This window comes from Bacillus sp. FSL M7-1020, from assembly GCF_038050415.1.
In the GTDB taxonomy this organism is placed as follows: Bacteria; Bacillota; Bacilli; order Bacillales; family Bacillaceae_G; genus Bacillus_A; species Bacillus_A toyonensis.
In genome coordinates this window covers 1,017,678-1,034,740 of the sequence record NZ_JBBOTW010000001.1, presented here as the reverse complement: position 1 = coordinate 1,034,740, position 17,063 = coordinate 1,017,678, and the positions used below count along the sequence as shown (strand labels likewise).

The window sequence follows — 17,063 nt, the reverse complement described above, 5'->3', positions numbered from 1 at the left end:
TTGCATTAGAAGCCAGTTAACCCCTGTGTAAAGGCTTGAATTACAGTGCTAATGTAAGACCAAAGTACAATAAATGTTACGATTCCAATGAAAACATTTGCGATAAGAAGTGTGTAAACAAGATCTAATCCGCCATTATCTAATTTTAATATGGCTACAATTATACTAATCCCTATATAAGTTGTAGCTAACGATAATAATATCGGTAAGAAAAAGATTAATAAGAAACTAAAAAGAAAAGTAAGAACTAATATAGCAATAACCGGCGTTGCTATCGTTCCCCATATGCCAAATACTTCAAGAAACGAAAAAGAGGATTTCATCATCTTACCACTTATAAAAATAATGAATCCAACAAACAAAGTTAAAATTAATAAAAAGAAAAATACCGTTACAGATTCTCCAAAAAATGTAGGAGTATATACTTCTGGCACTAGCGTTCTCGTAACAGCTGCACCAGCACTCATCATTCTATAAAAAATACATGCTCCTAAAAAACAAATAAGAACAAGACTGACAATTCCATTTCGCACTTCGACATTGCCACTTTGCATAATCGCTGTCGGTGCTTGAAATGCCTGTTTAAAAAACCGAAAATAGCCACTCGTAAACCGCTTTGCTTGCTCTACCGTTTCATTTGGACGAGTTTCCTTCGCTTGCTCTGCATGCGATGATTGCTGATTTTCTTCTTGGACACCACTTGCTACTACTTCTTCGGTTAACGAATGTCCACAATTCCCGCAAAACTTTGCTTCTACTGCATTTTCTGTATGACATGCTGGACATTTCACGCTCTCATCCCTCCTTAAGCATATATCTTATAAGATGTTACAAGTTCAATATATGACTTTGGACATAAAACATGACTACAAGAAACAGATTATGAAATCCTGCTTTTGAAAGAAAATATATAGACTAGTAATCTAGAAAAATAATGCTATTATGAAACAGAGCAACTAAAGTGAAACTTTAAACAGATTGGATGAAAGGCAATGGAATTTGTAAACTCAATTTTTCAAATACTCCTTACAAGCGTGATCCAGTTATTTTCTTTAATTGGAGTCATCATTGTAATCGGATTTCTATTAGGTTATTTAGAATCTCTCACACGAATGTATTGGTCGAGGGCTTTCGGAAGAAAAGGATTTCTTTTGACTGCGTGGATTGGTGTTCCTATTCATGAACTTGGACATGCCATTATGTGCGTACTATTTCGTCATAAAATTGTAGCAACGCAGTTCTTCCCAACAGATACGAGCCAAGGTGCGTTAGGTTACGTACAACATCAATACAATCAAAAAAGTGTATATCAACGAATTGGGAATTTCTTCATTGGAATTGGCCCTATTATTTCTGGTATTACTGCATTAATCCTTTTCATGCGCTATTTCGTACCAGAGTCATATTTTTTATTTAATACAACTCTCGAAAAGACGATTGCATCTACTTCTATTACTTTAAAAATGGTTCAAAACATGCTCTTGTCGACGTTCGTATTATTGAAAAGCTTATTTACAATAAACAATTTATTGAACCCTTCCTTTTGGTTATTTTTATTTATCGCTATTTGTATTTCTGCACATATCGCTTTAAGTAAACCAGACATTAAAGGATCCATTGACGGTGTCATCGTCATGTTTATCGTATTGTTTTTATTTAATATAATAGCAGAACTTTTTCAGTACGACAGTAACCAACTCATTGGGAAAGTAATGAAATATAATATGTATCTCATTGCATTTTCTAGTGTGGCACTGCTGTTCTCTTGTATTTCTACACTTGTTAGTTTTGGGTTTTATAAAATAAGAGGAGGGCGTTCATTGTGAAATGCCCCCGTATTAAAAAAGCGCAACTAAGCAACCTGAGTTCTATATTTATATGGACTCAGGTTATTTAATTTCTTTTGAAATCTTTGATAGTTATACAGGTGCATATATTTGCGCACAGCAACTTTAACCTCATCAAACCTATTAATAATTTAAAACATATAAAATACCCCTTTTAGCTTTTTCTAAAAGGGGTATTTTATTTACATATTTAATCCAGCTTTTAATACCCAATATTTATTTCCATTCATTGTGAGTGAGAATTCAATCCATCCGTTTGGATCTTCACGATAAATAAATACAGGTGTACCCGTTGCTAATGTACCTTGATCATTTTTCGTAACTGACTGACTTTTAATTGTACCATCAAATGGATATGGTACAACGTAATAGGAAGTAGCTAGTTTAACAGTTTTTGTCATTCCTTGTGAGTATGTTTTATATGGAATATCACTTGATAGGGCGTCGACATTTAAAGAGTTTGGATTTTTAGGTAATTTTTTCGCATATACATAATCTTTTTTCTGGAAAGGTTTAATACGTTCCATTATTTTTACGATTTTAGCAGACCACTCTTGATCTGTTGAATACATGACATTCATGCCTTTTAATGTTGGTCCGTTAAAGTATGATCCGTTTGCTTCTAAGTACTTTTCTCTTACGTAGTTTGCGTTATAAGAAATACTATCACCGAAAGTTGGTAAATATTTCGCATACTTAAATGGATCAGCATCGTAAGCACGTAACCCAAATAGGTTATGTTTACGATATGCAATTTCAGATTTACCATATCCCGATTCTAAAATAGCGTGTGCAGCTAAATAAAGAGCATTGACACCATGTTTAGCTTGAGCTTCAACAAAGTCATTCCCATGTCCAATTAATGGGCTGTCTGGATGATATTTTTTAATATTAGCATCAATTTCTGCACCAGTCACATTTGAAGCGTACGTTAAATCAAGATCTAAATATGTGGTAGCAGTGATGTTATTTTCAGGAGTCCAAGCACCGCTCTTGTCGAAATGGTACGTCGTTCCATTGATTGAAGCAGTTCCAGTTTGCATCATACCGTTGGATTGCAAATAATACCATGTATCGCCATCTTGTAGCCAGTCCGTCTTCATTGCACCATTATTTTGTAAATAGTACCAACTTCCATCTATAAATGACCAACTCGTTTGCATTGCTCCACTAGCGTTTAAATAATACCACGTATTATTCACTTGCAGCCATCCGATTTTCATTGATCCATCATTTTGGAGGTAATAACGGTTGTTTCCATCTTGTAGCCAACCAATTTTCATTCCGCCACTTGAATTTAAGTAATACCACTTATTATTATCAAGAAGCCAGCCAGTTTTCATAGAACCATTAGAATTTAAATAATACCAAACTCCTTGATTTAATAGCCAACCCGTTTGCATTGCTCCGCTAGCGTTTAAATAATACCAAACTCCTTGATCTAATAACCAACCCGTTTTCATAGAACCATTAGAATTTAAATAATACCAAACTCCTTGATCTAATAGCCAGCCAGTTTGCATTGCTCCACTAGCGTTTAAATAATACCAAACCCCTTGATCAAACAGCCAGCCAGTTTGCATAATGCCGCTTGAATTTAAGTAATACCATTTATTATTATCAAGAAGCCATCCTTTTTTTATAGTGCCATCTGGATTGAAGTAATACCATTTCCCATTTTGTTGAACCCATCCAGATTGTTTTACAGCATTTACATTTACAGTTGCTGTATTAGAAGTTGTTACAGTTTCAGCTAAACCTGTTATAGGAATAGAAATTATACTAGATGTTAAGACAATTGCTGCAGCTTTTTTAAACATTTCTTCCTAGTACTCCTTTTATTAATTTTTTAGTTTAATAGTTATCTAACTACTATTGTAACAAGGAAGACGAAAAAAACAACTATAACATTGCAGATATTTAATAGTATAATATTCGAATTATTAATATTGAGTTTTTAGGGGGAATTTATAAAGGAACATGTTCATAGAAGGATTGGAAAAAGTTGATTTGTAAAGTCAGCTCGTTAGTTTTTATTGTACATCTTCTTCTTTTTTAATAAGAGGGTGCTGCAAAACCCTCTTATTATTAATAAATTTGATGCTTACTCTCCATTATAAATTTATATACTACACTCTAATTGCTCAAAGAAAATGTTAAATCACATTGTTTTTAATTCTAGTTTTGTTCCAGCTTTTTGCATTCCCTGTTTTAAGTGCTTTTTATTGGACGGAGGTGTGTTGGCAAGCTTGTAATTTTTTGCCCCTAAACGATACCCAGCTCCGAACGAAATAACTATACTAAAAAACAACTACATTTTAAGATTAATCACTTTACCATTAAGAGAAAATTGTTTTGCTTCAACTAACAAAATAGAATCCCAAATCTCTATTATAATATTTACTCCTGTGGAATATTTGCTACTCCATTCTTTCTCATTTTGTAAACTCAATTTAACTTCACTCAGATTTGGATCTTCATAATAAATCGTTGTTAATTCTAAATAATCTACTTTTTCTCTATCATAAAATGCAAATCTACGCTTTTCATCATCTTTAACATAATAAAACGATGACACTTATATCAATACTAATTTATAATCTTTTATCACTCCGTTATCAATTACCTGCAATGTAAATTTAATATTATCATTTAACAAATCTATATGTGTCTCTAAAATGGTAGCGCCCCATAAATCATCTAATATAGACTGTATATTAATACTATTCATGTAGCTTTTCATCCTTTTCTAACGTTTTTTATTTAATGTATGACGTATTTGCTTATAAGACTTTCTTAATCAATTAACACGTGATTTGCCTTTGTATCCTTTATAAGCACTATAGCCACTTATCGCTACAGGAATAAGCCAAGGTGCCTGTCCATCTGGATTTGTCAGCATCACTGGATTATTATCACCATACGTATACCCATTCTGCGTTACAGAGGCATCCTCTTCACCCAGATCATGCCCCATACAAAATCCCTTCTTTACTTTATTATATATTTTTCCCATTCCTGTTAGTTCTCATAAAAAATACAAACCTTTTTAATGAGGTTTGTATTTTTTATCTACTATTCAGTTATCTTGTCTTTGTCCATACACCGTTTGCATCTACCCAGTATTTGCTATCAACCCACGTATTTTTGCTCATTTTTCCAGTAGGTGGGAAGAAAGAATACCACTTACCATCTATCTCTTTCCAACCTGCTGCCCTTACTCCATTTTCATCAAAATAATACTTTTCACCCTCAAGAGAAATCCACCCTATTGCCATCGAAGCATCATTTTGCAAATAATAGCCCTTACCATTATTGAACACCGAACCTATTACCGCTTCACCTTTTGTATTAAAGTAGTACCATTTTCCACTATCTTGTAGCCACCCAGTTACTTTTACACCTTTCTGGTTTAAATAATACAGTTTACCGTTTTCTATTCTCCATCCTGTTTTTCCATTCTTCCAGTCAGACATCATTTCACCGTTTTCTTTAAAACCATACCATTTACCATCAATGAAATGTTTTCCTACTGCCATTGCACCATTAGAGTGTAAGTAATACCAATTTCGATCTTTTTGTAACCAACCGGTCACCATAGAACCACTAGCGTTTAGATAGTACCATGTATTATTTACTAATATCCAATCTGTCGCCATGGAGCCTTCTGCATTTAAGTAATACCAATGACCGTTTACTAACGCCCATCCTTTCATCATGGAGCCACTTTCTTTCAGGTAATACCACTTGCCATCTACTAGCGTCCAACCTGTTTTCATTGCTCCATCTGCACTTAAGTAATACCACTCACCATTTACTAACGTCCAACCTGTCACCATAGATCCGTTTTCTTTCAAGTAATACCACTTGCCATCTACTAGTACCCAACCTGTTACCATCATTCCGTTGTCATTCAAGTAGTATTGTTTTCCATTTTCCTTAAACCAACCTGTCACAAATTCCAATTTTTTCTCATCAAAATAATACCAGTGTCCTTGTGTTTCTCCATATTCCTTGAAATAATTCCAACCAACTACTGGCTCCAATAACGTAATGTTACCACTGCTCAGTTCTTCCATGCTTTCTCTCTCTGAGCTATCTCGTGGCTCATGAACGTTAGAGTTATATGCTATTAAGCCCAAAACTCCTGAATGGATCATATCAATTTCCCAAGTTCCAACCTGCTCAAAATCAAAATAAGTATTTAATACACCTTCATACAAATCTGTTTCCGAATTATATTTTAAATTGACATACTCATAAACTTCTTCTTCCTCTTCATCTAAATAAGGAAGGATATACTTGATGCTTATATCAGAACCTATGCCATTTGGATTATTAACCTTGACGGTAACTTTCACTTTCATTTCATTACCAAAAGAAACCTCACTTGGCGTTACATGAACACTATCGATCCAATCACTCTTGTTTTCTGATTCTGCACCAACTTCTTTACTAAACACCACACTCATCATAACCATGACTACAAGCATCATCGCTTGCATCAAAATTTTCTGCCTCGTACCCATATATATGTAGCCTCCTGCATCCATAAAATTGTGACTTTCAGGGTGGAAAACAGACAAGTCTAGAATAATATAGTAAACTCCCAAACTATCTTACCATTCTTTTTTATTATCCATTAAAAACAGAACATCCGTTCAATCCCCTTACATAAATTAAAGGATAAGAATAAAAAAAACAAGATAGACTTTACATGTAGAAACACTTTCATTTGTAATTACGAAAATATTCCTACAATTCCTCGTAAATCATTTACAGACTACCCCTATATCCCTTATATTAAAAGTAACCATATGCAAATACTACACAATGTGTAAAAATCACTTAATAAATCATACATGTGACAAAGGATTAGAAAGGACTTATAAAGAGTAAAAAGTAGTGACCATGAATTCTGATCCTATCAAAAACCTTTTATAAGTTATCATTTTCAATCATTATGAAAAATACCACTATTAATAATTCATGAACAGTTTCTATGCCTTCAATAGCGATCACCATACATAACAATTTCTTTATCATACATGTATCCCGCGTATCCAAATGGATTCTCTGCTGCGATACCTTTTGCGTCACTCTTTAATACGTTCCCCCATGCATCATATTCATAGTTTACGACAACTTGTCCATTTGGGTCTGTCATCGCTACTACGTCACCACTTGGGTTGTAGTGATAGAATAACGTTTGTCCTTGTGCTTTCATTGCTAGACGAACGCCGGCCATTGAGTATACATATTGACGAAGTACGTTTCCACTACCATCTGTCTCGTATAACGGATTAATACTGTCACCATCGTAGAAGTAACGTGTGATTTTTCCATTTACTTCTTTTTCGAAACGAAAAGAGCTCGTTCATGTCGAACGAGCTCTTTTCATCAATTATTTTTCTTATAATTACAATTCTCAACCGGAACACGAGCATGCCCTTCTTCATCCGTACACCATGACTGCGACTGGAATGCAAGAAAGATACCGATCCATTCTTCTTCCTTTTCAAAATGAATGAGTATTCCTCCGTCTTGCCATATACCATCATCACCTTGCCATTTTTCTACATTTCCTTGATTCATATGAATATCATGTATACCGTTTCCTGGTTCAAAATGAAAGTAAGAATCGGGTGTATTTTCTTCTGGCCCCCATCTTTCACCGAACGCGTAAATAATCGTACTTTCTTCTATCGCTCGCTTTATATACCGCTCAATTTTTTCATTTAAATCATTATCAGCTCCTGCTTTTTCAGGTGGTAAAGGGATCATTTGATTTGAGTCAAATAGATTTCCTCTTACATAATCTAAAGCTACTTTCGGTTCATTGTTTTTTATTTCTGTAAAACCGAATGGTAATGTCGGTAAAATATGAATCGCCTCTGACCTAATATTGTTACTCGCAAAATATAAAACTTCCGACGGATAACTTTGCGATTTCACGTTAATTGCAATACGATAATCTACTCCTGCTTCGCCTTGTAAATGAACTTGATAATGAGGTGTTTTCCCTTTTCCAATCTTTGATTGTATAACTGTACCTTTTAACACACCGTAGTTTTTTAGGGGCATACATTTCATCTCCTATTCATTTAGTAGAAGCTTTTCATACTTAAGGCATTATCCATATAAAAAGAAAATCCTCCTTTTTCAGGAGGATTTCTTATTTTCTCAACATATACCAAAAAATAACCTCCACCACTACAAGTAACACCGCACCAAAGATCATTAACGTCGTCTTCTTTAATAGTTCATTTTCACGATACGGGATATTACATAAATAAGCACCTAGTGTAATGCGTGATGGACAAGCGATTGTCGCCACTGACGATGCGGTGTTTTGAAGTGTTGTGACGTATTGCCACGGGAGTGCTACGTTTTGTGCTGTTTGCATTTGTAGTTTTATAAACATCGCATTTGATCCTGCGTTACTACCTGTTAAAAAACCACCGATACCACCGATGAACGGAGCAACGAAAACGAAAAAGGTACCAAATGTTTCACCAGCTGTTTTTGCGAGTAATGAATGCATACCAGATGCACCCATTAGTTCTGAAATGGCGATAAACATCGTCGTCGTAATCGCAAAAGGAATCCATTGTTTTATCGTTTGCAAGAGTGATTGTTTCATAATATGAGATGGAATGCGGAAGAAAATAATTGTAAATAAACAAGTCATGCCGAGCCAAAAACCTGGTGAATATAGCATTTCTAATTTGTAAGAATATGATTTTAAATCAAGGACTGCATATGATCTGAACAAATCATGTAATGGTGGAACGAGGCGAGAAAGTAAAATACAAACTGTTAAGAAGATATAAGGGCTAATAATTTTTATAATGGATACTTCTCTCTCCGTTGCCGCAGCATGTTCTGTTATAAAGGTTTGCTCATTTTTCCCTTTTAGTTTAATGATAAGAAAGCCAAATGTAATGGTAACGATAGAACTTAATATACCTGCTAGTTCAACACTTACGTATGCGTTAGAAAGATAGATTCCGAGAGAAAATAATAGAAAGAATCCTATCCCTTCCTTCCACTTTTCTATAACTGCCTGAAAGCCACCGACAACGTATAAAGAAAGGATGATAAAGTATGCGAAAATCGGTATGCTTAATAATGCTGTATTTGTACCAAGAGTTGTGAGCGGCATATTTATAAGCTGCGAACCGATAATCGTACCAGTTGCCATTGCGCCCCATGAACTAGCTAGTAAACCAATAAATGAAAGTAGTACAGCTTGAAACGGTTTATAGCCTAATGAAAGAAAGATAGGAGCTGCAACCATGAAGCCAATTCCGAATCCACTTACCGATTCAATTAGTGGGCAAATACCAAAGCACATAAGAAGCATTTGTAATAAACGATCTTGCGTCACTTCTTCTAAAAAACGCGCTACTTGATCGATGTACCCCATTTTGTTCATGAGGTGAAATAAAAAAATACCGAAAAATAAAACATACCCGACAATAAAACAAATTAACCAACCTTTAATCGTTGCATGCACAGTTTCACTTATCCTTAATTGAAACGTTGGCGAGAGTAAAACGATTCCAACAGACACCGCATAAGAAATTAATGAGGACCTTAATGACGTTTGTTTAAATAAAAATAAACAAATGAAAATCATCATAATTGGGATAAGTGCCAACAATATGGCCATGTTATCATCTCATTTCGTTAAAAATACAATTTTTAACTATTATATAACAGATGTAATATTTTTCAATTGTTTTTACAACAGAATCAAAAAGAAGCCGTTTGGCTCCTTTTTGATTCACTCCCATTTTCTATTATCCTCAAAAACCGTCTGCTGTCCGATTATTTTTCCTAACACAACAAACACAATGTAAGCACATATCGCTTGCAGTACAATATTCCCAAGTTTCATTAATGAAAATGAATAAATCCATTGAAATAATTCATTTAATAATACAATCGAAACGATACTAAATAGTTCTATACTAATTGAAAATATACATACTTCTAAAATAGATTGCTCTTGAATCCGATTTAAGTTGGAAAAGATGAATACATACCCTACAAATAGAGCCATCAACTCTATTTTCGTCATGCTAATAAGCCAAGCGTACAGTGGTACAGTTAAAAGAAGATATAGTAGTTTACGTCTTAGCATGCTTTCTCACCCTCTAAATTATATGTATTTTCTGTATATTTTAACATTTATTACGCAAAACAAAAAGAAGAGACTTACGCCTCTTCTTTTTGTTTTGTTGCCTGTATTAATTCACATATTTCTTCTCGTTTTTCATTTTCTAACAGCTCAATAACTTTACTTCCAACGACAACTCCGTCACATATTGTAATCATTTCTTCTACATGTTCCTTTGTTGAAATACCGAACCCTGCCACTACCGGTAAATGCGTATGTGATTTTACTTTTTCTAAGTAACTATGAATTTCCTCTTTAAAGTTTTGACGCACTCCCGTTACACCTGCTACTGTAACTGCGTAAACGAATCCTTCTGATTCACTCGTAATTTTTTCGATTCGCTCAATTGGGCTCGTTACTGTAACGAGTGGAATTAGCGCAATGTTTGCCTCTCGAAGTAACGGGGCAATAATATTTTGTTCTTCATACGGTAAGTCTGGAACGATAATACCGTCCACACCTGCCTCTAAGCATCTCTCAATGAATTGTTCTTTTCCGAATGCGAGTACTGGATTTACATATGTCATGAGTACAAATGGAATTTGCACTTCTTTCCTTACTTCTGCTAACGCTTGAAAAATGCCTTTTACTGTTACGCCGCTATCTAGCGCTCGTTTCCCTGCTCTTTGAATCGTTGGACCATCTGCGACTGGATCTGAAAATGGAATACCAATTTCAACGATGCTTGCTCCTGCTTCGTCTAGAAAACGAATTCTTTCTTTTAACTTTTCAAGTCCACCATCTCCGCCCATTACGTACGGAATAAATGCTTTTTTACCATTTTCAAATACTGCTTTAATTTTTTCTACTCCCATTTTTTACACCTCTTCCATATAACGTTTTATACTCTCTACATCCTTATCACCGCGGCCAGATAAACAAATGACAAGCCCTTCGTCCTTCTTCATTTGCGGCGCTAATTTTAATGCATATGCGACAGCATGCGAGCTTTCTAAAGCCGGAATAATCCCTTCTTTTTTCGTTAATAATTGAAATGCTTCTAACGCTTCATCATCAGTAATGGAATGATAAGAAACGCGGCCAATATCTTTTAGCAAGCTATGTTCTGGCCCAACACCTGGGTAATCAAGTCCTGCTGAAATAGAGTGTGCTTCTTGAATTTGTCCTTCTTCATTTTGCAGAAGGTACATCATCGATCCGTGTAAAACACCAACGCTTCCTTTCGTTAAAGTCGCTGCGTGCTGTTCTGTATGAACGCCTTTCCCTGCTGCTTCTACGCCGTAAAGAGCGACTTCTTCATCGTGTACGAACGGATAAAACATGCCCATCGCATTACTACCACCGCCAATACAAGCAACGACTGCTTCTGGTAACTTTCCTTCTAACGCCTCATATTGTTTTTTCGTTTCTTTCCCAATTACACTTTGGAAATCACGGACAATTTGTGGGAATGGATGTGGCCCGAGAACAGATCCCATAATGTAGTGCGTATCATGCACATGTGAAACCCAGTAACGAAGCGCCTCGTTTACCGCATCTTTTAATGTTCCGCTACCTGCCGCTACACTTTCTACTTTCGCTCCGAGTAATTCCATTCGAAACACATTTAATTTTTGACGTCTCACATCTTCTTCCCCCATAAAGATGACGCATTCTAATCCAAGTAGGGCACATACAGTAGCGGTTGCCACTCCGTGTTGTCCAGCCCCTGTTTCAGCGACAACTTTTTTCTTGCCCATTCGTACTGCAAGAAGTGCCTGACCAATTGTATTGTTAATTTTATGAGCTCCTGTATGGTTCAAATCTTCACGTTTTAAATAAATCTTTGCACCGCCGCAATACTTCGTCATATTTTCAGCGAAATAAAGCGGTGTTTCTCTTCCGACGTACGTTGTTAAATAATGATTTAATTCCTTTTGAAACGCTTCATCTTGCATCGATTCTTTATATGCTTCTTCTAGTTCTAATACAGATTGCATTAACGTTTCTGGAACGTATCGTCCTCCGTATATACCGTAGTGGCCTTTTTCATCTGGATATGCGTAGTTCATTTGGAACACTCCTTCGCTTTTTTAATAAATTGTTTTATTTTCTTTAAATCTTTCTTTCCTTCTGTCTCCACTCCGCTACTTACATCGACCATATACGGCTGAATAGTTCGAATCGCTTCTTCTATATTAAGAGCGTTTAATCCACCAGCTAATATCGTTTTCTCTCGCAACTCTTTTGGCATATGCTCAAGTAGTGCCCATGAAAATTTCTTTCCATTTCCTCCGCGAAACTTTTCTTTCGGGCTATCAAACAATATATAATCCGTTTCATATGTTTGAGCGTTTTTCATATCAGCCTCTGAAGTTACTCCTAGCGCTTTTATAGACGGAATATTCAATCTTTTAATTTGATGATTATCTTCATCCCCATGTAGTTGCACATGCGTTAACCCGCATTCATCTGCAATTTTCTGGATCTCTTCTACTGATTCATTTACGAAAACACCGATTTTTAATACGTTTGCTGGAATCTCCTGAATGATTTCTTTCGCTAGCCTTGGAGTGATTTTCCGCTTACTTTCTGCAAAAACAAATCCGAGTGCATCAACTCCGTATTCACAAGCACGGTTTGCCGTTTCAACATCAGTGATGCCGCAAATTTTCACTTTCATATGTTCACCTTACAATCTTCAAAAAAGGTACGAATAGAAGATGATGTCATGAGTGCTTCTCCAACTAATACACCTTTCGCTCCAGCTCGTTTGACACGAATAATATCTTCTTTTGAATGAATCCCGCTTTCACTAATCCAAAGTAATTTCTCCTCGTTTAATCGTTTTCCAAGTTTTTCTGTTTGGCTTAAATCGACTTCGAATGTTTTTAAATTACGGTTGTTAATACCGATAACGTGCGGATTTAATTGGATTGCAATTTCTAATTCCTGTTCATCATGAACTTCAACGATCGCTTCTAATCCTTTTTCTAGTACGTAGCTATAAAGCTCTTTTAACTTTTCTTTCGTTAACGCCGCTACGATTAATAAAATAAGATCTGCACCAGCTTCATACGCCCTATCAATTTGGATTTTATCGATTATAAAATCTTTGCATAAAAGCGGAATGTTACTTTCTGCTCTTGCAGTTTGTAAATCGTGAAACGATCCTTTAAAAAATTGACCGTCTGTTAAAACCGAAACTGCTCCTGCACCGCATTCTTCATAAGTTTTCACTTGTTTTCGTACATCAACGTGTACATTAATATCTCCTTTTGATGGTGATGCTCGCTTTACTTCTGCAATGACAGTAAATTGCTCTAAAGCTTTTACGAGTGAGTATGTTTTTCTTTTTTCATTCCCTGGTGTATATGTTTCATATAACTCCGCAACTTCTTTTTTCTTCTGCTCTACAATTTTGTCTAAAATCGTCCCCACCTTACTTCACCCTTTCTAATTTTTCGTTGCTTGCTGTAATTAATAAGTTTAGTTTGGCTAATGCTTTTCCAGAGTCAATGCTATGTGTCGCTAGTTTAATTCCCTCTTCAATCGTTTCCGCTTTTCCGTTTGCGAAAAGAGCGAGCCCTGCATTTAATAAAACGGTATCGCGGTAAACACTCTTTTCTCCATTTAATACGCCGAGCGTAATCTTTGCATTTTCTATTGAATTCCCGCCTCTAATTTCTTCATTTTTCACTTTTGAGAAACCATACTTTTCCGGATCGATACTCATTTCTACTATTTCATTATCTTTTAAAAGGGCTACGTGATTTTCTCCCTGTAATGATGCTTCATCTAAAAAACCACTTCCATTTACGACAAGCGCTTGTGTCCGCCCTAACTTCTGTAATACTTGCGCAACTGGTAATAACATATCTCGTTTATAAATACCGACAAATTGTGTTTCTAAGTTAACAGGATTCGTTAAAGGCCCAATTAAGTTAAAGATTGTCGGCACATTTAATTCTTTTCTTATTTTCATAATGCGCCTTAATGCTGGGTGCATCGCTGGTGCGAATAAGAAAGCGATACCGACATGCTCTAGTAAATAATCAATTTCGCTTGGCGTACTGCTAATATTTACACCGAGTTCTTCTAATAAATCCGCACTTCCTGTTTTACTAGAAACAGCACGATTACCATGCTTTGCCACCTTTACACCTGCTCCTGCTAGTACGAATGCCGATGTTGTACTTACATTGAACGTTTGGGCACCGTCACCACCTGTTCCGCAATTGTCCATCGCGCCTTCTATATGGTTTGAAAACGGCAATGCTTTTTCACGAAGAGCACGAACGAGGCCATATATTTCTTCTGCTGTTTCACCTTTCGCTTTCAGTAATACTAAGAAAGCTGCTACTTCACTTTCCAATATGTTGTCACTTAATAAAAGAAGTCCCGCTTCATACATTTCTTCTTCTGTTAAATGTTGTCCCTCCACTAATTTACGAAGATAGGTATTCATACTCTCTCCTCCTCTTTTACTTCTCCTAAAAAAGCACGTATTAACTTTCCGCCTTCTTCTGTTGCGATTGATTCTGGATGAAACTGTAACCCGAAAAGCGGATAATAATTATGACGAACCGCCATTATTTCTCCATCATCCATAGCATTTGCTAACACATCAAAACATTGTGGTAAACTCGCTTGCTCTGCAACAAGTGAATGGTAGCGCATCGCTGTTAGTGGCTGCGTCACGTACGAAAAGATTGACGTTCCGTTATGTTTCACACGCGATGTTTTTCCGTGTTTAATGTGCTCCGCTCTTACAATTTCTCCTCCAAATGCCGATATAATTGCCTGATGGCCGAGACAAATCCCTAATATGGGAACGTTCTTATAGAAATGACGAATAACTTCGATACAAATACCAGCATCTTCTGGTTTTCCTGGTCCTGGTGAAAGCACAATTCCTTTTGGATTCATCTCTTCTAACTGTTCTATCGTTATTTGATCATTTCTTACGACTACAATTTCTTCTTCGTATTCGCCTAACAGTTGGTACAAGTTATATGTGAACGAATCGTAATTATCGATGAGTACAATCATTTCATTACCTCCAAAAGCGCCCTCGCTTTATTTAACGTTTCTTCATATTCAGCTACCGGATCTGAATCGTAGACGATACCTGCTCCTGCCTGAACATATGCTTTTTCATCTTTTACAACCATCGTTCGAATGGCGAGCGCCATATCAAGATTTCCTGAGAATGAAATATATCCAACAGCTCCGGCATATACATTTCTTTTTTCATGCTCTAACGTATTGATAATTTCCATCGCTCTAATTTTCGGAGCTCCCGAAACCGTCCCCGCCGGTAAACAATACGCTAATGCGTCAAATCCGCTCATTCGTTTTCGCAATGTTCCGTAAACTTCAGATACAATGTGCATGACGTGAGAATATTTTTCTACTTTCATATATTTATCTATCGTCACAGATCCAATTTCACTCACTCTGCCAATATCGTTTCGTCCAAGATCCACAAGCATCATATGCTCTGCTCGTTCTTTCTCGTTTTCTAACAGTTCTTTTTCAATTTCCGCATCTTCCTGCTTTGTTTTCCCTCTCGGTCTCGTACCCGCAATTGGATTTGTCATCACTTTATCGTCTCTAACTGATAACAAGCTTTCTGGTGAAGAACCGAGTACAACATAATCTTGAAAATCGATATAAAACATATATGGTGATGGATTCGCAATGCGAAGCTTGCGGTATAAAGCGAAAGGATCACCTTTACACTCGCTTTGCAAACGCTGAGATAGTACGACTTGGAATATGTCCCCTGCTCGTATATGCTCTTTCGCCGTTTCTACCATCATGCAAAACTCTTTTTCCGTTATAGAAGAAGTGAATGATAATGTTGATTGTATTTCCTTTACTTCCGCTTCTTCTCCTTTTAGCACTTCTTCTTTGTATACTTGCAACCTTTCGTATACTTCTTCATAATCTGCTGAATCATCTTGCCCGCATACATATACAAACGACAACTTTTGGCGTAAATGATCGTAAACGATAAACTCACGATATAGTAAAAGGTGTACTTCTGGAATATTTAATGGATCGTGTAAATCTGCTCCAATGTTTTCATACTGCCGAATGACGTCATACCCTATATAACCAACTGCTCCTCCGCAAAATGGGAATGGGCTCTCTACTTGCGATGATGCAATTACCCCTTCTAACACTTGCAGTACGTTACCTTGCAACTTTTCTGTTTGCCCATGTGTCGTTCGTTCGACTTCCATACCAATGCTTTTCACTTCTCCATACGGATTACAACCTAAGTAAGAATAGCGCCCTTTATCTTGATGAAGCTGTGAGCTCTCTAATAAAAACTTCTTCTTCCCTGTCATACGTCTATATAAAGAAATTGGCGTAATGCTATCTCCTTCTTCTTCAGCGATTACTAAAAATGTTTTTCCTTGTTCTTTTTGCTTCATAAATTCCTCTTTTGTCATCATGCCTTTCACCTCACTCTGAAAAATAAAAAAGTCCCCTACATATCGAAATATGTAGAGGACGATAAATTTACCGTGGTACCACCTCATGTTGGACGCAAAAGCATCCCGCTTTATTCAGGTACAAAATATATACCTTATCCTTGTAACGGCGGAACCCGGGTTGCCTACCGAATAAAATTGTTCAGCATACCTCTCGTAAGCCCATTCCGTATATGGCACCGTACCGGGCTCCCACCAGTCCCCGACTCTCTAAAACGTCTCCAATATACGTACTCTTCTTACTTAAACGATTTAACATATTTAATTTTTTGTACACAAAAAGGGGGTACTCATCCTATAGAAAGGACGGGTACTCCCGTGGTGCCACCTTAATTCGTTACGAATGTAACGCACTTTACCGTATCAAAAACAATACGTGTCTCTTGTATCGATGAGATCATGTCGCCAAAGCCTACTTCTTTCGTTTCGGTTTGGAAGCTCCGAAGCCCATTCCACATCAATCCCATACTGATTCGCACCAACCATCAGCTCTCTGACATGTTCATCATGTGTACTCTTCTTCATCAACGCTTGCATTTTTTTAAGTTGCACTCATTATAGACTTAACTTTTTTCACAAGTCAAT

16 protein-coding genes, 2 pseudogenes and 2 other annotated features are annotated in these 17,063 nt (G+C 36.4%); of the genes and pseudogenes, 1 reads left to right on the top strand and 17 read right to left on the bottom strand.

Annotation, left to right across the window (positions count from 1 at the left end; translation table 11 throughout):
* Positions 1–5 precede the first annotated feature (5 nt).
* On the bottom strand, positions 6–791 hold the full coding sequence (locus tag MHB70_RS05325) for a zinc ribbon domain-containing protein (RefSeq protein ID WP_000650065.1): 786 nt from the start codon (positions 789–791) through the stop codon (positions 6–8).
* Between the two features lie 201 nt (positions 792–992).
* Here MHB70_RS05325 and MHB70_RS05320 point away from each other — a divergent pair, with 201 nt between their 5' ends.
* Complete coding sequence (locus tag MHB70_RS05320; RefSeq protein WP_061530726.1) at positions 993–1,826, top strand: hypothetical protein; 834 nt, start codon at positions 993–995, stop codon at positions 1,824–1,826.
* A gap of 26 nt (positions 1,827–1,852) precedes the next feature.
* On the opposite strand, the gene MHB70_RS31095 is transcribed toward MHB70_RS05320, so the two are convergent.
* From MHB70_RS31095 to trpE, 16 genes and pseudogenes are all read right to left on the bottom strand, one after another.
* Entirely contained in the window at positions 1,853–1,975 is a 123-nt protein-coding gene (locus tag MHB70_RS31095; RefSeq protein WP_225989269.1) for an IS3 family transposase, read from the bottom strand.
* 54 nt (positions 1,976–2,029) lie between these two features.
* Complete coding sequence (locus tag MHB70_RS05315) at positions 2,030–3,667, bottom strand: glucosaminidase domain-containing protein (RefSeq protein ID WP_061530727.1); 1,638 nt, start codon at positions 3,665–3,667, stop codon at positions 2,030–2,032.
* Between the two features lie 491 nt (positions 3,668–4,158).
* A pseudogene (locus tag MHB70_RS05310) lies at positions 4,159–4,578 on the bottom strand (YxiG family protein).
* A gap of 69 nt (positions 4,579–4,647) precedes the next feature.
* Entirely contained in the window at positions 4,648–4,824 is a 177-nt protein-coding gene (locus tag MHB70_RS05305; RefSeq protein WP_000509719.1) for a hypothetical protein, read from the bottom strand.
* Positions 4,825–4,930: 106 nt separating this feature from the next.
* A complete protein-coding gene (locus MHB70_RS05300; RefSeq protein ID WP_000537249.1) occupies positions 4,931–6,376 on the bottom strand; it encodes a hypothetical protein in 1,446 nt (481 codons plus the stop codon).
* A gap of 494 nt (positions 6,377–6,870) precedes the next feature.
* Positions 6,871–7,212: pseudogene (locus MHB70_RS05295) on the bottom strand (RHS repeat-associated core domain-containing protein); the annotation flags it as partial.
* Positions 7,213–7,247: 35 nt separating this feature from the next.
* Positions 7,248–7,931: a DUF2278 family protein gene (locus tag MHB70_RS05290; protein WP_001128599.1), complete on the bottom strand. Its 684-nt coding sequence runs from the start codon at positions 7,929–7,931 to the stop codon at positions 7,248–7,250.
* A 91-nt stretch (positions 7,932–8,022) separates the two neighbouring features.
* Positions 8,023–9,522, bottom strand: coding sequence for an L-lactate permease (locus tag MHB70_RS05285; RefSeq protein ID WP_000996267.1), 1,500 nt, complete (start codon positions 9,520–9,522; stop codon positions 8,023–8,025).
* A gap of 114 nt (positions 9,523–9,636) precedes the next feature.
* A complete protein-coding gene (locus tag MHB70_RS05280; RefSeq protein WP_000946157.1) occupies positions 9,637–9,996 on the bottom strand; it encodes a DUF4029 domain-containing protein in 360 nt (119 codons plus the stop codon).
* 74 nt (positions 9,997–10,070) lie between these two features.
* A complete protein-coding gene (gene trpA, locus MHB70_RS05275) occupies positions 10,071–10,847 on the bottom strand; it encodes a tryptophan synthase subunit alpha (RefSeq protein WP_000537847.1) in 777 nt (258 codons plus the stop codon).
* Positions 10,848–10,850: 3 nt separating this feature from the next.
* Positions 10,851–12,044, bottom strand: a complete 1,194-nt coding sequence (gene trpB / locus MHB70_RS05270; protein ID WP_001105049.1) for a tryptophan synthase subunit beta — start codon at positions 12,042–12,044, stop codon at positions 10,851–10,853.
* Positions 12,041–12,655: a phosphoribosylanthranilate isomerase gene (locus MHB70_RS05265; protein WP_000865150.1), complete on the bottom strand. Its 615-nt coding sequence runs from the start codon at positions 12,653–12,655 to the stop codon at positions 12,041–12,043. The genes trpB and MHB70_RS05265 overlap by 4 nt, the downstream gene beginning before the upstream one ends.
* Complete coding sequence (gene trpC / locus MHB70_RS05260; RefSeq protein WP_000536706.1) at positions 12,652–13,413, bottom strand: indole-3-glycerol phosphate synthase TrpC; 762 nt, start codon at positions 13,411–13,413, stop codon at positions 12,652–12,654. The genes MHB70_RS05265 and trpC overlap by 4 nt, the downstream gene beginning before the upstream one ends.
* A gap of 1 nt (position 13,414) precedes the next feature.
* Positions 13,415–14,440 carry an anthranilate phosphoribosyltransferase gene (trpD, locus tag MHB70_RS05255; RefSeq protein WP_061530728.1) on the bottom strand — a complete coding sequence of 342 codons (1,026 nt, stop codon included), beginning with the start codon at positions 14,438–14,440 and terminating at the stop codon, positions 13,415–13,417.
* Complete coding sequence (locus MHB70_RS05250) at positions 14,437–15,024, bottom strand: aminodeoxychorismate/anthranilate synthase component II (RefSeq protein WP_000636351.1); 588 nt, start codon at positions 15,022–15,024, stop codon at positions 14,437–14,439. Before MHB70_RS05250 ends, trpD begins: the two co-directional genes overlap by 4 nt.
* Positions 15,021–16,439 (bottom strand): anthranilate synthase component I, encoded by a 1,419-nt coding sequence (gene trpE, locus MHB70_RS05245; protein ID WP_002109560.1) that lies wholly within the window; start codon positions 16,437–16,439, stop codon positions 15,021–15,023. Before trpE ends, MHB70_RS05250 begins: the two co-directional genes overlap by 4 nt.
* A 51-nt stretch (positions 16,440–16,490) precedes the next feature.
* Positions 16,491–16,735, bottom strand: a binding site (T-box leader).
* 42 nt (positions 16,736–16,777) lie between these two features.
* Positions 16,778–17,015 (bottom strand) — a binding site (T-box leader).
* Positions 17,016–17,063: the final 48 nt, after the last annotated feature.

Bases quoted from the DNA above. Each gene is read 5' to 3' on its own strand.
- trpB (WP_001105049.1), bottom strand. From the start codon at position 12,044: ATGAACTACGCATATCCAGATGAAAAAGGCCACTACGGTATATACGGA.
- MHB70_RS05265 (WP_000865150.1), bottom strand. From the start codon at position 12,655: ATGAAAGTGAAAATTTGCGGCATCACTGATGTTGAAACGGCAAACCGT.
- MHB70_RS05320 (WP_061530726.1), top strand. From the start codon at position 993: ATGGAATTTGTAAACTCAATTTTTCAAATACTCCTTACAAGCGTGATC.
- trpE (WP_002109560.1), bottom strand. From the start codon at position 16,439: ATGATGACAAAAGAGGAATTTATGAAGCAAAAAGAACAAGGAAAAACA.
- MHB70_RS05285 (WP_000996267.1), bottom strand. From the start codon at position 9,522: ATGGCCATATTGTTGGCACTTATCCCAATTATGATGATTTTCATTTGT.
- MHB70_RS05250 (WP_000636351.1), bottom strand. From the start codon at position 15,024: ATGATTGTACTCATCGATAATTACGATTCGTTCACATATAACTTGTAC.
- MHB70_RS05290 (WP_001128599.1), bottom strand. From the start codon at position 7,931: ATGCCCCTAAAAAACTACGGTGTGTTAAAAGGTACAGTTATACAATCA.
- trpD (WP_061530728.1), bottom strand. From the start codon at position 14,440: ATGAATACCTATCTTCGTAAATTAGTGGAGGGACAACATTTAACAGAA.
- MHB70_RS05305 (WP_000509719.1), bottom strand. From the start codon at position 4,824: ATGGGGCATGATCTGGGTGAAGAGGATGCCTCTGTAACGCAGAATGGG.
- MHB70_RS05280 (WP_000946157.1), bottom strand. From the start codon at position 9,996: ATGCTAAGACGTAAACTACTATATCTTCTTTTAACTGTACCACTGTAC.
- MHB70_RS05300 (WP_000537249.1), bottom strand. From the start codon at position 6,376: ATGGGTACGAGGCAGAAAATTTTGATGCAAGCGATGATGCTTGTAGTC.
- MHB70_RS05315 (WP_061530727.1), bottom strand. From the start codon at position 3,667: ATGTTTAAAAAAGCTGCAGCAATTGTCTTAACATCTAGTATAATTTCT.
- trpA (WP_000537847.1), bottom strand. From the start codon at position 10,847: ATGGGAGTAGAAAAAATTAAAGCAGTATTTGAAAATGGTAAAAAAGCA.